Origin of the sequence: Cognatundibacterium squillarum (genome assembly GCF_014652435.1) — a bacterium.
GTDB lineage: Bacteria > Pseudomonadota > Gammaproteobacteria > Burkholderiales > Burkholderiaceae_D > Undibacterium > Undibacterium squillarum.
Genome location: NZ_BMYU01000005.1, coordinates 92,440 through 108,034, shown reverse-complemented (window position 1 = coordinate 108,034; position 15,595 = coordinate 92,440). Strand labels below are relative to the sequence as shown.

Genomic DNA, 15,595 nt, shown 5'->3' with positions numbered 1-15,595 from the left:
TTATTGTAGTTTCCGGCTCTGTCTTTTCACCAGCAACATCGCACCGGTCGCAGAATCAGCCTGCGGCTCTGTCAGTGTTTGTTGCAAAGCTTGCGGAATATACGGTTTCAGCACGGGCGCCAGACCACCGCATAAAGCAATACTTAATTGTTCTTTCGCTGTCAGTGCTGCCGCCATCTGCGCGATATCCTGTCCGGCAGTCTGCAACAGCTGGCGGGCGACTTCACTGTGTTCCGCCATGCGGATTACAGTTGGCGCAAGACTCGCATACCGGGTCTGATTCGCATTACCCATCCATGCAAACAAGGAATCACGGCAATTGCCCGTATGCTCTTCCAGCGCCAATGCCAGTGCCTCGGCAGGCTGACGACCGTCCAGCACCCTTTGCAGATAATTCACTGCCTGCCAGCCCAGCCATGCACCACTGGCTTCATCACCGATAGGAAAACCCCAGCCACCGACTTCCAGACGCGATCCGTCGCTGTATAAAGCTTCGCCGACACTGCCGGTACCAAGCGCGATAATCGCACCGGCTTCGCCACCGTGTGCGCCCAGCAGCGTGGTATATGCGTCGCTTTCCACAATCAGCAAACCGAAGCCAGGATTCAGTTGCAAAAACTCTTCACGCCACGCAGTTACCGTTACGCCAGCCAGTCCGAAACCGATACCGATCTGCTGTAAAGGCGGCATTGCAATCCCTGCAATTTCAAAAGCCTGTGTCAGTGCCGTCATCACCGATTGCCAGGACTCCGCACGCCCCAGTGCCAGACCACCTGGCCCGCCGGCACCACGCGCCAGCTCTTGCCCGTCCGGTGTACTCAACACCACTCGCGTTCCAGTTCCGCCGCCATCCACACCTGCCAGATACAGCAAGTCTGATGCAGCAGAATTCAGGTTTATCGACGGAGTTTGTGCAGATTGATCTCGGTTATACATGGTGTTTTCAGGTGTCCGGTAGCGAACATTCAGCCGCGCGGTAAATCAGCGCTACTGAGGTTTTCTGTTAAAATCATCTGTCTCACTGTAAGAGCTTTTTATAGTGGTTGTCAATAGGTATTTAAGTGGTATCTAACCGATTTTCACTACTGCACTAATACCTCTTTACCCTCGCTCCGAAAAAACCCTGATCTGACTTAGGTTTTATACGACACACCAGCAACCACTCGCACCTGCCTCACTGCCATTGCGTCGCTTAATCCTCACTGGACTGCATACGCTTCATCAATTTTTTCAGCGTAAAAACTGCTCGTTCCCCACCATACCGATCTTGGTTACGCCCAGACGCTGTGCCGAGGCCATCACGGCAGCGACCGCTTTGTACTCAACGAAGGCATTTGGCCGGATGAAAAATTCCGGCTGAACCCGCTCCGACGCTGCCTCTGCCATCTTTGCCTCCAGTGCTGACTGACTTGCAACGGGATCACCATTCCACAACAGACTGCCATCAAAATCGATATCAATGTCAATGACAGGTGCCGGCAGCGGAAAGCAAGAGTGCTCTCCATACCGAATTTCGTGATACTGGACAGGTATCGAAAACAAAAACATCACAACAATCGCCAGCAATACATCAACCATTGGCGACATATTGATTTCCGTGAACAGCGCATCAGGTTCATCTGTACCCCGGGCATCATTCCTCAGCATAATTCTGTCTCCTGTGAAATATGTTTATTCATATCCGGATTCAGAACACATCATGCCAACGTATGCAGTACTGCTGGTGCGCCTGCCGGAGAAGGCAGTTTAACAGCCTTATTTCAGGAACTGCTCGTTCCCCACCATACCGATCTTGGTCACGCCCAGACGCTGTGCCGAGGCCATCACCGCAGCCACCGATTTGTACTCCACGACCGCATTCGGACGCAGATGTACTTCCGGCTGATTCGGCTGAGCTGCCACTTCGCTCAGCTTCGCTTCCAGTTCACCACGGGTCGGTACTGCTGCACCGTTCCACAGCACTGTGCCGTCAAAGTCCACGTCGATGTTGATCACGACTGGTTCTGTGATCGGCGGGCTGGATGGTCCGGTCGGCAGATTCAGGTTGATCGAGTGGTTCTGAATCGGGATCGTAATGATGAACATGATGATCAGTACCAGCATGACGTCGATCAGCGGCGTCATGTTCAGTTCGGTCATGACTTCCGGTTCAGAGGAGGATCCGCCTCCGCCTATTTGCATTCCCATCGTCTTTCCTTCCTTAGCTCTTCGGTGGCGGTTCAATCACGAACGCCACTTTCGCAATACCGGCACGTTGCGCTGCCAGAATCGTGCGCCCGACGAATTCGTAACGGGTGTTCTGGTCGCCACGGATGTGGACTTCCGGTTGCGGTTGTTTGACCGATTCCACTTTCAGCTGGTCGAACAGGGCTTCTGTGCCTCCGGCCAGCGGACGGATCGCGCCGTTCCAGTAGATGTCACCGTCTTTGCTCACAGAGATGGTGATGTTTTCCGGTTTGGTTTTGTAGACCTGGTTGCGTTCTGCCGGCAGCTTGAGTTTGACCACGTCGGTGATCACCGGGGTGGTGATCAGGAAGATGATCAGGAGCACGAGCATGACGTCTACCAGCGGGGTGGTGTTAATGGTGCTGTTGACTTCGTCTTCATCACCATCGTTGCCGACTGCCATTCCCATAGTTGTTCTCTTTCCTTCTTGATTCGCTTGTCCCGGCCGGGGTGTCTGCTGACAGGAGACAGTCAGGGCACGACGGGGCCGGGGTCTGGTGTGCGGAGTTCAGGAGGCGTTGCCTCCTGTGGTTCCGGTCAGATTATTTCTTGCCCATGTTGCCGGACAGCAGCACGGAGTGCAGGTCGGCAGCGAAAGCACGCACTTCTTCCATCGCGGATTTGTTGCGGCGTACCAGGAAGTTGTAACCCAGAACTGCAGGAACCGCGACGCCCAGACCGATTGCGGTCATGATCAGCGCTTCACCAACCGGACCAGCGACTTTGTCGATGGATGCCTGACCGGACATACCGATCGCTGTCAGCGCGTGGTAAATACCCCAAACGGTACCGAACAGACCAACGAACGGTGCAGTCGAACCAACGGTTGCCAGGAATGCCAGGCCGTCTTGCAGGCGGGACTGTACTTTTTCAACAGCGCGCTGGATGGACATGGATACCCAGGTGTTCAGGTCGATTTGTTCCAGCAGGGCACCTTCGTGGTGTTCGCTGGCTTTCACGCCGGATTCAGCGATGAAGCGGAACGGGCTGCCGTCTTTCAGGGAGCTTACGCCAGCTTGTACGGAAGCAGCTTTCCAGAATTTGGAGCGTGCTTCACCAGCCTGACCGGACAGTTTGACCTGGTCGATGGTTTTGGTGATCAGGATGTACCAGGAGCCCATGGACATGATGATCATGATGATCAGGGTGCCTTTGGCGACGAAGTCACCGGTTTTCCAGAGCGCGTCCAGGCCGTACGGGTTTTCGATCACTTCTTTTGCTGCGCCGCCTTCAGCTGCCGGTGCTGCTGCAGGAACGGATGCTGCAGGTGCTGCTGCAGAGGCTTGTGCGGAAGTGGCCGGTGCGGCTGCGGAGGCTTGTTCTTGTGCCATCACAGGTGCGGCAACTGCTGCGGTCAGGGCCAGTACGGCGGCAGCCAGGAATGCGGAGAAACGGTTTTTCATTATGGTGCTTCCTTTAAACAAAATAAGGTTGGTAGTGCTTACTGGAACGTATTACTTCATCAGCAGGGAGATGCGTTGTGCGTCACAGGTGTGCCGGCAAGGCAAGTACTGCCGTCCATCGTGGGGCGATGGACAAAGTACTTAACGCAGTCCGGCGCGACTGTGACGTGCAACCCGAAGGGAACGTCGCTGACTAACAAAGTCCGGCGATTTGATGCTCAAGTTCGCACTCCCTGAAGGTGATGTAATACGTTCCTTTTATCAGTTGGTCAGAACTGTGCCCTTCCGGGTACGTTGTCTGACCGCCTTTGTTATGCGGGATCAGTCGAGTTTCCAGACGTAATCCACGTGCGTCCAGGTTTGTTGTGGCTTGCCATCCACCAGGCCCGGTTTATTCCGGCAGCTACCGGACATCAGCTGGTTACGGACGGCGTTATCAAGGGCGCGGAATCCACTGGATTTCTCGATCTTGACTTCGGCCACCGAACCGTCTGCACCGATCAGGACTGCCAGACGGGTGGTACCGGTTTCTTCGTTACGGGCGGATGCACGCGGATATTCCGGTTTGCAGCCACTTGCGCTGAAGTCGATCACTGCCTGAACCACGGCGGGTGCGGCTGGCTTGGGTTCAGCAGGTTTGGTATCTACCGGTGGTGCCGATTTCACGAAAGTCGGGTTTTCCGGCTTGGTGTTGGTCACGGTAGAGATCGTGTTTTGCTGAACCTGTGGCTGTACCGCTACCTCTGGCGGAGGGATGAACGGTGGTGGTGGCGCTGCCAGTTTTGGTGGTGGCGGCGGTGGTGTGTCCGGTGGTGGCGGAGGCGGTTTGACCTCTTCCACCATTTTGGTTTCCAGTGGTTTCTGAATGATCTGGACGATTTTATGTCCGAGACCGTTCAGTAACGCGTACACAAGTATCGCGTGAAATGCGATGACCAGCCCTATGCCGAGAAACTTCTTGCCCGGCTCTTGCTGGCGATTTGAAAAATCCATACCTTCCCTTCCTGACTGATTTCCGTTCTGCTGCCGCGCAGATCACGGGGATTTGCAACATACTGCTGTATGTATTCCTGCTCAAAAAAAACGAACAGAAGCACAGGCAGCAACAGGCTGAACCAGATATTTATTAACCGGAATATTGATACTTACTCAAAAAAATGGCGGAGCAGGATGCGCTCCGCCATTGAAGGTTCCGACGCTGGTCGGAGTGGTGACAATCAGTTCAATCAGATTTTTGCGCGTACGCCGAAGAAAATCTGACGGCCGTTTTTGTAGAAGGCACGTGGCTGATCCGGTGTTGTTGCGTAAGACTTCAGCATCGGATTGTTCAGATCTTTACCTTCCAGTGTCAGGCTGATGTTATCAGTCAGGTTGTAACCCAGAGATGCGGAGATAGTGCCGACTGCATCCTGATAAATCGCAGAGTTACGATCCAGACCGTTCAGGAATTTAGAACGGTAGTTGTACTGAACACGTGCGCTGAACTTGCTGTTTTCGAAGTAAGCACCCAGGTTGTAAGAATGACGGGAAGTACCCACCATGCTGCAGTCACCGGTGGCTGCGCAGGCAGAACCCGGCGCTTTACCGGTTTCTTTACCGTCAGCATAAGTGTAGTTACCGTTCACACCGAAACCGTTGCCGAAGTCCTGAACATAAGCCAGTTCCAGACCTTTGACTTCTGCTGTGGTGTTAGTCGCTGCACTCATTTTGTAGTCAGTGACTTTTTTCTGCGCATAGTTATAGAACTGCTGCGTGAAAGAACCGTAAGTCACATAAGAATCCATCGACATATTGTAGATGCCTGCGGATACCATGGATTTTGGTGCAAAGTACCATTCCACACCCAGATCGAAGTTATTCGAACGGATAGGTTTCAGGTTAGGGTTACCACCGGAACCGGTCATCTGTGTGTCCAGCAGCGACAGTGCAGCCAGCTGACCGAAGTCAGGACGTGCCATGGTGCGGCTTACTGCAAAACGGCCTACCAGTTTGTCAGCGATATCTACACGGAAGTTTGCGCTAGGCAGAATGTCGGTGTAGGTATTTTCTGTCACGATCGGTGCCCAGGTATTGTTCGGGGAACCGTTTTCAACACGTTCTTTGGTGTTCACAAAACGCACACCGAAGTTACCGGATACTTTTTCTGTGTTGAAGTTTGCCATTGCATAAGCAGACTGTACGTCTTCTTTGACGTTGAATTCAGCCTGATAAGCATGGGTATTGAAAGTGACATACTTGTTTGCCCACGCAGTCACGGAATCACCGGTCAGTGTCCAGGTGTTATTCAGCACGTTTGGCAGACTGGAGTTCAGTGTCGTCACGTCTTTCGGTGCATTGGCCACCAGTGTGCCTGCTGCATCCACAGTACCTGCCAGATTGGTCAGATCACGTTTGTGTGTTGCAACGCGTGCACCAAACTTGATGCTTTGCAGAATATCGTTACCGGTTTTGAATGTACCGTCGAACTGACCGTAAGATTCTTTATCTGTTGCAGTCACATCGGATGCCCAGCCACCGATAGGACCGTTAGGACGGAAAGTCAGCTTGTCGGAGCCCGGTACAACGATACGTGCCGGCTCACTCAGACCGAACAAAGTAATGCTGCCGCCGGAGTAAGCATTCCAGACTTCATAACCGATGTCACGGGTGTGGCCTGTACCCTGCGTCTGACCCACTTTACCAGTGAAGCTCAGATCTTTGCTGGCTTTGTAAGACACATCCAGATTCACAAAACGGGAATCACTGTAAGAACCCGGACGCACAGCGATATCCTGCACTGTTGTGGACATATTGGAGCAATCCAGACCTGTCGGGCAGCTGCCTGGCAGTGTCAGGGAAGTGATGGTGTCGCCAACCACAGTCCAGTTCGATGGTGCAACGCCGCCCTTACCGCTCCAGCCATTGGTCATTGCAGAGTAAGGAGCAAACATCATATTGCGGTTGACGTTAGACGCTTCCAGTTTGCTGTAGAAACCGGTCAGATCAAATGTCAGATCAGGATTGACCTTGTATTGCAGATCAATCATACCGCCTTTGGTTTCGCGCTCTTGCGAGAATTGCGCAGTACCGGTCAGCAGAGAGAGGTTTTTACCCAGAACATTCGGGTTAGCCTGTACCCAGCCGGAACCATCGTAGCCGGGAACCATTTTGTCCCACCACAGGAATTCCTGACCGTCACGCAGCAGCGAACGCTTCTGATCAAATGCCTGGACCATGACGCCAACGGAATTGTCATCGCTCTTCCAGTTGACCAGACCGCTGATCTGCGCATTGGTTTTGCCAGCCAGACTGGAGTTCACGCCTTGCAGGGAACCGATGGCTGTCAGTTTTTGTTTGAAGTCCAGCGGTTTGCGGGATTCGATATCCACGGAACCTGCTGCACCACCTTCGACCAGATCTGCCTGCGCTGTTTTATACACAGTCACACGGCCGATCAGTTCAGACGGGAACAGAGAATAGCTGACGCTGCGGCCACCGCCGGCGATGTTTGCAGCGTACCAGTCACCACTGGAGATAGAGTGACCGTTGAACGTTGTCAGTGTCAGTGCAGACGGTGTGCCGCGCAGGGATACGCGGTCGTTTTCACCGAAGCCACCTTCAGTACCACCGGCAGTTGCGACGTTCACACCAGGAATACGCTGCAGGGAATCTGCCACGTTTTTGTCCGGCATTTTGCCGACGTCTTCTGCGGTGATGACTTCAACCAGAGAATCCGCATTGCGTTTCTGATTGATCGATTGTTGCAGCGAAGCGCGAATACCGGTAACAACCACTTCCTGTGGCTTTTCTGCCTGTTGCGCGGAAACACTGGCGCTGATGGACAACAGGGCGACTGCAGCAGCAATCGGTGTCAGTCCGGTTGTGAGACTTTTTTTCATTTACTCCCCCTCGTTTACATTTTTGAAAGCAGCATGACAACCGTTTGCTGTCATCACACTGGCGTGTTCACTGCCCACCCCTCAGAGTCATTCCACTTTAATTCCAGTTCAGTGATCCGGAACCAAGTCGGTTCGCCGCAACCGACTGGTATGCCTGTTGGGCAAGCCACTCAGTCTGGCGCGAAGCGGGTCAGCCTGTTCGCTGACGGCTGCACAAATCTGCCTGAGGACAAACCGTGCTGCTTCGCCTGCTCCGAAATCCGCCCTGCTTTTTCAGTCTTTATACAGCCTAAAAAATAAGCATCAATTCGAATTGAGGCTCACTTTATGACTGGCAAAAGTGGTTGTCAAGCGGTATGTACGTGGTATTACTTACCCCCATATTGGTATTGATTCAATACCACACTAAACATATATAGATCCTTGTTTTTTAACGATAAAGAATAAATTTTCCTTAGCGAAATGAAAAAGTGGTCTGTTTAGTTTTCCCAACAGAAAAAACCAGTTGCTGCACAACGGCAGCACTGGCAGGCGCACAGCCAGTCGGGCGTCCGCTGTGCGCGGCAACAGGCATTCTCAGTCTGTGGGAAAAGTAAAAAATGGCTCTCAGCACAACTGGTCTGGACGCAGGCAGTCACACCGGCACAGCCTCCGGCGCCAGCCCGCATCCGGATAAGGGCCGGCAATCCGCACGGTTCAAAGTGGTATTACAGCTATCTATACAACTGCATCCAATTTACTTGCCATGTACCACGTCTGCGGCAACCGGTATCTGACGGCACAGCGTCAACAGCTCCCGGCCCCGGATTCAGATCAGGCAACAACATTTGTGCAGATATCCGCATTGGCATGTTCCGGACAGCCAGACTTTCTGCCGACGACCGCAGTATCGCTGTGCTGAACACCGCATTCAGGGAATTTTTGCGTGTTTTCGGGGGTTTCGAAGCGGGTATTGCGCCGGATGCATCGCCAGTAGACAGCCAGCTCACCTGCGCAAAAAAAGTGCAGACTGCAAGTGGCATCCGGCGCTTTCCATTCGTGACAACTGAAAGCGCAAAACCCGTTAAAACAAGCCGGGGCTTGCTGCTATGATTTACGCCGCACTTCATCTGTTCAACAGCTCAGGACATCATCAGCATGACTTCTCTGCGTATTATGTTTTTCCTGCTCTTTTTTCTGAGCGCCGCCAGCCACGCCGAAGAGCACCGGACATGGTGCACACGTTCCGAGCGCGAATTGTTCAGCTGCACTTTCAGCAATCACAAGGTCGCTTCTTTGTGCGCAACAGCCGACTGGTCGCGGTCGTCCGGTGGTTTGCAGTATCGCTTCGGAAAACCGGAAAGCCGTCAGCCGGAAATGATTTACCCGAAAGTAATCGACCCTTTCACAAGTTTTCGGGCACTGTCGTCAGATACGCTGGGCAGGAAAGGAAATACACGCTCCGTCTGGCTCAGTTTTAAGGTCGGTAAATACCGTTATGTGATACAGGATGACGAGCATGATGGCACGCACCGGCAAGTCATCAAAGTCGCGCCGGATGATAAGCCTGAACAAACGCTGATCTGCAACAAAAACACCAGCCTGCTGTCGCAGCAATCAGAAAAGATTCTGTATTTACTGGACGAAGATGCATTCGATGAACGTTAACTTGCAAAGCTGAAATTCGGCGGGCATGCCATCGCAGGATAACTAGCCACCACTGTGCAACTATCGTCATTCGCATTTTTCTGAAGCCCGGACTTTCTGCCGACGACCGCCGTATCGCTGTGCTGAACACCGCATTTGGGGTGATTTAGGGTGTTTTTGGGCTGAATTTAACGCAACTGGATAACAGCTCACTATCGGAGCTGACAGAAATACGAAAAACTGCCCTCGAACATATATGGCGTGAACAAGCAAGGAATGACCACTCGCTTACAGTCAATTCCACCGACGCAACGCCAAGTTAAAATTCATCAATTATTTCGTACAAAAAAATTCATGCGCAGATCGGCGCCAGGCCTCTATTCCGTTTGACACCTGAAGTGCAGATACGTCCATTAAATTTCATTTGAATTTTTTTTAGCAGGACTGCTACGCTGATAACCCAGCCGCCGATTAGCAAGACTACAACACGTTTCATTCCTATGAAATTATGACTCTATTCTTCGATGACTTTGAAACATTAGGGCAGTACCACGATTTTTGGGCACATGTACTATTCAACGCTCCGGATCGCTTTACTTCTTTCGACGACACGCCGGTGAATCAGAAAGAAACCCTGGCTGCTGCGTTTAATGCGCTTCGCTCTGGATTTCGCTTTGCAGAGCGAAAAATAACCGACACGCGAAAACTGCGCATCATGCGTGAACTCATCGAAATGTCTTACGAAGCATATGTCGCAGGTGATTCCAAAACGGGGGCGCATACGCTGCAAGAATGCGAGGGAATGATCTGGAAGAACAGAATACAATCTGTCAAATATGCTGTAGCCGCCGAACTCAGGGCTTTTGGGAAACTGGAAACCTACGCAAACGTGAAAGTCTCACCTTATCCTTTTGAGGGAACTGAAGACGACCTTACGCCTCACATGATCACACTCTATACAGCGGCAAAACAACGTTGTTTAGACAAATTCAGTGAAAGAGAGGATTTCAAGCCTTTTATTTTATTGCTCGATATACAGGGAATAATCCAAGAGCATCGGAGTCGCTCGTGGAAGTCGTCGAAAACGCAAATTCAGTCACTTGCAACAAACAGTCTGATCCTTGGCTTCGTGAGAGCGGAGATTTGCCTCTCCGGAATTTCCGGCGTATTAATTCACGACATCGAAGTTATCAATTCCCCGAGAGTATCGATTCGAAGTCGGGTTTCGGACTATGTCTGTGAATCACCTCCTCATTTCCATTTTGATGCAACAACAGTCTTGCAACAACACGAATAGTTACCCCCGCCTTCCCTGTCGTAGCATGGCACCTGACCAGACACTGTGCAAATATCGTCATTCGCACTTTTGTAAAGCCCGGACTTTCTGCCGACGACCGCAGTATCGCTGTGCTGAACACCGCATTTGGGGTGTTTTGGCGCTGAAAACCGGCTCTCGCGGCAATGCTGGCTTAGCGTTCGATTGGAAAGTCTGAAAACTAAACGCACCGGACAACAAAAAACCCGCCGTGCATCTGCAGGGCGGGTTTTGATGTTCCGTGCAATCAGCGGATCAGGTCAGTTTGACCGCGTGTTCGCGCGTATTGTGGAAAGTGATGTCCGGCCAGCGTTCCTGCGTTAAGCGCAGGTTGACGCCGGAGGTGGCCAGATAGGCCAGATTGCCGGCGGCATCGTAGGCCAGATTGGCACCGGCGGACGAACGTTCGAAATCAGCCAGCATTTTCTTATCGTCACAGGTAATCCAGCGTGCGCTGCTGATGCTGGTGCCTTCAAACACAGCGTCCACGCCGTATTCATTTTTGAGACGGCTGGCAACCACTTCAAACTGCAGCACACCGACCGCACCCAGCACCAGATCGCTGCCGGTAACCGGACGGAACACCTGTACCGCGCCCTCTTCACCCAGCTGCTGCAAGCCTTTTTGCAATTGCTTGATTTTCAGCGGATTCAGAATGCGTGCGGTACGGAAAAAGTCCGGTGCGAAGTAAGGAATACCGGTGAATTGCAACAGTTCGCCTTCGGAGAAACTGTCGCCGATCTGCATATTGCCGTGGTTCGGCAAACCGATGATATCGCCTGCGTAGGCTTCTTCCACCTGTTCACGCGAGGAAGCCATAAACGTCACCACGGACGATACTTTGACTTCGCGGTTCAGACGCAAATGTTTGAGTTTCATGCCGCGTTCAAAACGGCCGGAACAGACGCGCAGGAAAGCGATACGGTCGCGGTGGGCCGGGTCCATATTCGCCTGAATTTTGAAAACGAAACCGGAGAACGGTGCTTCGGTCGGGCCGACGGCACGCACGGTGGCATCGCGTTCACGCGGTGCCGGTGCCCATTCGATCAGGGCATTCAGAATTTCACGCACACCGAAGTTATTGATCGCGGAACCGAAGAAGACCGGCGTCTGTACACCGGACAGGAAGTCTTCCAGACTGAACGGATGCGATGCACCGTGTACCAGTTCCACTTCCATGCGCAACTGTTCCATTTCAATCGGGAACATTTCCTGCAGACGCGGATTGTCGATGCCTTTGATGACTTCCACTTCCTGATCTGCGCGCTCATTGCCCGGCGTGAACAGCAGCACTTCATCTTTGATGATGTGATACACACCACGGAAATTTTTACCCATGCCGATAGGCCATGTGACCGGTGCGCACTGGATTTTGAGTACCGATTCCAGTTCATCCAGCAGTTCCAGCGGATCGCGGGTTTCGCGGTCCATTTTATTGACGAAGGTGATGATCGGGGTGTCACGCATACGGCAGACGTTCAGCAGCTTCAGGGTTTGTTCTTCCACACCCTTAGCCGCGTCAATCACCATCAGCGCAGAGTCAACGGCGGTCAGCACGCGGTAAGTATCTTCCGAGAAGTCCTGGTGGCCCGGGGTATCGAGCAGATTGACGACGTGATCGCGGTACTCGAACTGCATCACCGATGAAGCCACCGAAATACCACGCTGCTTTTCAATCTCCATCCAGTCGGACGTGGCGTGGCGCGCGCTCTTACGCGCTTTCACCGTACCGGCCAGCTGAATCGCACCGGAAAACATCAGCAGTTTTTCAGTCAGTGTGGTTTTACCCGCATCCGGGTGGGAAATGATGCCGAAAGTGCGGCGGCGTGCTGTTTCACGCTTAATCAGGTTTTGCAGCGAAGCACTGGTCTGCGCGCTGGCGACGCTTGCTTCTGGATTGGCAGATTCGGTACTCATCGGTTTCCGTTCAGATCAGAGATAAAACCCTCTATTTTATCGCCACTGCGGGTCGAAGTCGATGTACGGACAGACAAGCCCTGCCGCTTTCACGGTCATTTTTTATAACGGCAGGAACCTGACTGTTGTGCCGTTGTCCAAATGACGCAAACGATTGCTTATTTACCGGATTTCATCACAATGACATCCGGAATGACTATGCTGATATCGTCGTCATGACGTCCTGTTTTGTTTTATAAGAAAGAATACATCATGAAAAAACTGTTGTTGAGCAGCCTGCTGAGCGCGGCTGTCGCGATGCCGGGTCTGGCATTTGCGTGGGGTGCAGATGGTCACCAGTCCGTTGGTGCCGTCGCTGACAAGCTGCTGGAAGGCACCAAAGCCGGTGCGCAGGTCAAAGCCATTCTGGCGGGTCAGACGCTGGAAAAAGTCTCGGTCTGGGGTGATTGCGTGAAAGGCATCGATCCGCAAAAAGATTTTGCCTATACCTCCATGGGTCGCTATCCGGAATGTGCACCGTTTGAAACGCAGGCTGGCATTGCGGCGATGGCAGATTACGTACGCCGTAACAATACCCAGTGCAAACCGGGAGAAGGCGAAGAAACCTGCCACAAGCAATACCATTACGCCGACGTCGCGATTCAGCATGACCATTACAAAACCGGCTATGCAGGCACCAGCGATCACGATGTGGTGAATGCGATCCGCGCTGCTGCACTGGTACTGCAGGGCAAAGAAGCCCCTGCCCCGTTCTCATTCAAAGACAAAGCGGAAGCACTGGCCTTGCTGGTGCATTACATCGGCGATATTCACCAGCCGCTGCACGTTGGTTCTGTGTTTCTGGATAAAGATGGCAAACAGGTCAATCCGGATGAGCACGGCTATGATCACAGCACCAACACCGTTGGTGGTAATGCGCTGCAATGTCCATGCGGCAACCTGCACTCGCTGTGGGACGATGTGCCGTACAACTACAAACGCGGCCGCATGAACGATGCGCTGGTGAAAAAAGCCCGCACTTACAATGTTGCAAAAGCACCACTGAACGATTTGCCAGTGCTGTGGGCGAACGATGCAATCCGTGATGCGCGCACTTTATTCACCGGTTCTCAGTTCGGAAAAGCCGCGCCGGCTTCACGTGGGTTAAACTGGTCAATCGCGTTGCCATTAGAATATGAAAAAATGATGGCAAACATGAAAGATGATGCACTGGTACGCGGTGGTGCACATCTGACCCAGATTTTGCAGGAAATCTGGCCGGAGTAATTTTTAACTGAAGGAGCAACAATGCGTATTACGCCTTTGCAATGGATAGGAAAAGGATTCCGCATGCTGTGGACCGTACTCGATTACGGCCGCCGTGCAATCCTGAACCTGCTGTTACTGATTATCCTGATCGGTATCGCAGCGTCGTTTTCCTCTGAAAAACCACGTAAGCTGGAAGATAAAACGGCACTGATCCTCGATCTCAAAGGGAATCTGGTAGAGCAGCATGCAGGAACAGCACGCGATGCCTTCCTCGCCGAAGCACAGGGTGATACGCGCCGTTCCATTCAGTTACGCGATATTCTGGAAGCAATCGATACCGCCAAAGACGACAGCAAAATCACCAGCATTGTTCTGTTGCTGGATGAGCTGAACGGCGGTGGTCTGGTACTGGAGCGTGAAGTTGCCGCAGCGCTGGATAAATTCCGCGCGACCGGCAAAAAAGTGATCGCCTGGGGTTCTTCTTACAGCCAGAAGCAATACCTGCTGGCGGCGCACGCCGATCAGATCTACATGCACCCGATGGGGATGGTATCGGTCACCGGCTTCGGCGGCTATCGCAATTATTACCGCGATGCACTGGATAAACTGGGTGTCACAGTCAATGTGCTGAAAGTCGGTACGTATAAAAGCTTCGCTGAACCGTATATCAGCAACGGCCCTTCTCAGGCTGCTGCTGAAGCAGATGCTTATCTGTACAACGGTTTGTGGAAGATCTACACCGATGACATCGAAAAAGCACGCAAACTGCCTGCTGGTTCGGTCACAGAAAGCATCAACAAATTGCCTGAACTGCTGAAAGCCGCCGGCGACAGCAGCGGTCAGCTGGCTGTGAATCTGAAATGGGTGGATGGCCTGAAAACCCGCGATGAACTGCGCGAACTGATGTACACCATCGGTGCACCGGACAGCAAAAACAAAAGCTTCCGTCAGATCGGTTTTGACGAGTATCTGGCACTGAACAAAGGTCACAACATGAATCTGGGTGGTGATCAGGTTGGTGTGATTATTGCCGAAGGCGAAATCAGCGAAGGCAAAGCACCTGCCGGTTCCATCGGTGGTTTGTCCACATCGAGTCTGATCCGCAAAGCACGCGAAGATGACAAAGTCAAAGCCGTTGTTCTGCGTGTTAACTCGCCGGGTGGCAGCGCTTTCGGTTCAGAACTGATCCGCCGCGAACTGGAACTGACACGCAAAGCAGGCAAGCCTGTCGTCATTTCCATGGGTAACGTTGCGGCTTCCGGTGGTTACTGGGTTTCCATGTCGTCGGATGAAGTGATTGCGGATGAAGCGACCATTACCGGTTCTATCGGTGTGTTTGCAATTCTGCCGACAGCTGACAAAGCCGTGGAAAAACTGGGCATCCATACTGCGGGCACCACCACTACATGGCTGGCTGAACCGTATAACCCGCTGCGTCCGCTGAATCCGAAGTTTGCCGATATGGTACAGAGCAGCATTAACCATATCTACGCAGAGTTCACAACCAAAGCCGCAGCCGCACGCAAAACCACGCCGGAAAAAATCAATGAAGTGGCACAAGGCCGCGTCTGGACCGGTGTGCAGGCAAAAGAGCGTGGTCTGGTCGATCGTCTGGGCAGTTTTGAGGATGCACTGAATTCCGCTGCCAAACTGGCGAAACTCGGTAACAACTATCATGCCAGCTATATCGAACCGGAAGGTTCCAAGCTTGATAAATTGCTGGAAATGTTCAATGCACAGATCAGTGCCACACTGGCGAAGCACTTCCAGCTGGCACTGGTACCAACCGGCATGACACCGGCAATGGTGAATCAGGTGCAGGAAGATATCCGCTGGATTAATGATCTGAACAATAATCCGAAAGGTTATGCAGAAGTCACGCACTGCTTCTGTAAAGCGCCTTAATCTGCGCGGGCTGCCGCCCCTGCAGTGACCGGTTTCCGCATTTCCGGTCTGCCAGAAACCGTCGCTCCGGCGACGGT

12 protein-coding genes are annotated in these 15,595 nt (G+C 52.6%); 4 read left to right on the top strand and 8 right to left on the bottom strand.

Annotated elements, in window-relative coordinates; genetic code table 11:
* The 7 genes from IE092_RS11495 to IE092_RS11465 form a co-directional block, all read right to left on the bottom strand.
* Positions 1-936, bottom strand: coding sequence for a glucosamine kinase nucleotide-binding domain-containing protein (locus tag IE092_RS11495; RefSeq protein ID WP_189357324.1), 936 nt, complete (start codon positions 934-936; stop codon positions 1-3).
* A 294-nt stretch (positions 937-1,230) separates the two neighbouring features.
* On the bottom strand, positions 1,231-1,647 hold the full coding sequence (locus IE092_RS11490) for an ExbD/TolR family protein (protein ID WP_189357323.1): 417 nt from the start codon (positions 1,645-1,647) through the stop codon (positions 1,231-1,233).
* A 108-nt stretch (positions 1,648-1,755) separates the two neighbouring features.
* Complete coding sequence (locus IE092_RS11485; protein WP_189357322.1) at positions 1,756-2,187, bottom strand: ExbD/TolR family protein; 432 nt, start codon at positions 2,185-2,187, stop codon at positions 1,756-1,758.
* A 13-nt stretch (positions 2,188-2,200) separates the two neighbouring features.
* Positions 2,201-2,635, bottom strand: a complete 435-nt coding sequence (locus IE092_RS11480) for an ExbD/TolR family protein (RefSeq protein ID WP_189357321.1) — start codon at positions 2,633-2,635, stop codon at positions 2,201-2,203.
* Between the two features lie 133 nt (positions 2,636-2,768).
* Positions 2,769-3,629 carry a MotA/TolQ/ExbB proton channel family protein gene (locus IE092_RS11475; protein WP_189357320.1) on the bottom strand — a complete coding sequence of 287 codons (861 nt, stop codon included), beginning with the start codon at positions 3,627-3,629 and terminating at the stop codon, positions 2,769-2,771.
* A gap of 321 nt (positions 3,630-3,950) precedes the next feature.
* Positions 3,951-4,622 (bottom strand): energy transducer TonB, encoded by a 672-nt coding sequence (locus IE092_RS11470; RefSeq protein WP_189357319.1) that lies wholly within the window; start codon positions 4,620-4,622, stop codon positions 3,951-3,953.
* A gap of 233 nt (positions 4,623-4,855) precedes the next feature.
* Complete coding sequence (locus tag IE092_RS11465; protein ID WP_189357318.1) at positions 4,856-7,507, bottom strand: TonB-dependent receptor; 2,652 nt, start codon at positions 7,505-7,507, stop codon at positions 4,856-4,858.
* A gap of 1,137 nt (positions 7,508-8,644) precedes the next feature.
* On the opposite strand from IE092_RS11465, the gene IE092_RS11460 reads away from it, so the two are divergent.
* A complete protein-coding gene (locus IE092_RS11460; protein ID WP_189357317.1) occupies positions 8,645-9,154 on the top strand; it encodes a hypothetical protein in 510 nt (169 codons plus the stop codon).
* Between the two features lie 487 nt (positions 9,155-9,641).
* Entirely contained in the window at positions 9,642-10,430 is a 789-nt protein-coding gene (locus IE092_RS11455) for a hypothetical protein (RefSeq protein WP_189357316.1), read from the top strand.
* 273 nt (positions 10,431-10,703) lie between these two features.
* On the opposite strand, the gene IE092_RS11450 is transcribed toward IE092_RS11455, so the two are convergent.
* On the bottom strand, positions 10,704-12,365 hold the full coding sequence (locus tag IE092_RS11450; protein ID WP_189357315.1) for a peptide chain release factor 3: 1,662 nt from the start codon (positions 12,363-12,365) through the stop codon (positions 10,704-10,706).
* Positions 12,366-12,617: 252 nt separating this feature from the next.
* Here IE092_RS11450 and IE092_RS11445 point away from each other — a divergent pair, with 252 nt between their 5' ends.
* Both IE092_RS11445 and sppA read left to right on the top strand, forming a co-directional pair.
* Entirely contained in the window at positions 12,618-13,631 is a 1,014-nt protein-coding gene (locus IE092_RS11445) for a S1/P1 nuclease (protein ID WP_189357314.1), read from the top strand.
* 21 nt (positions 13,632-13,652) lie between these two features.
* A complete protein-coding gene (sppA, locus tag IE092_RS11440; RefSeq protein ID WP_189357313.1) occupies positions 13,653-15,518 on the top strand; it encodes a signal peptide peptidase SppA in 1,866 nt (621 codons plus the stop codon).
* Positions 15,519-15,595 lie beyond the last annotated feature (77 nt).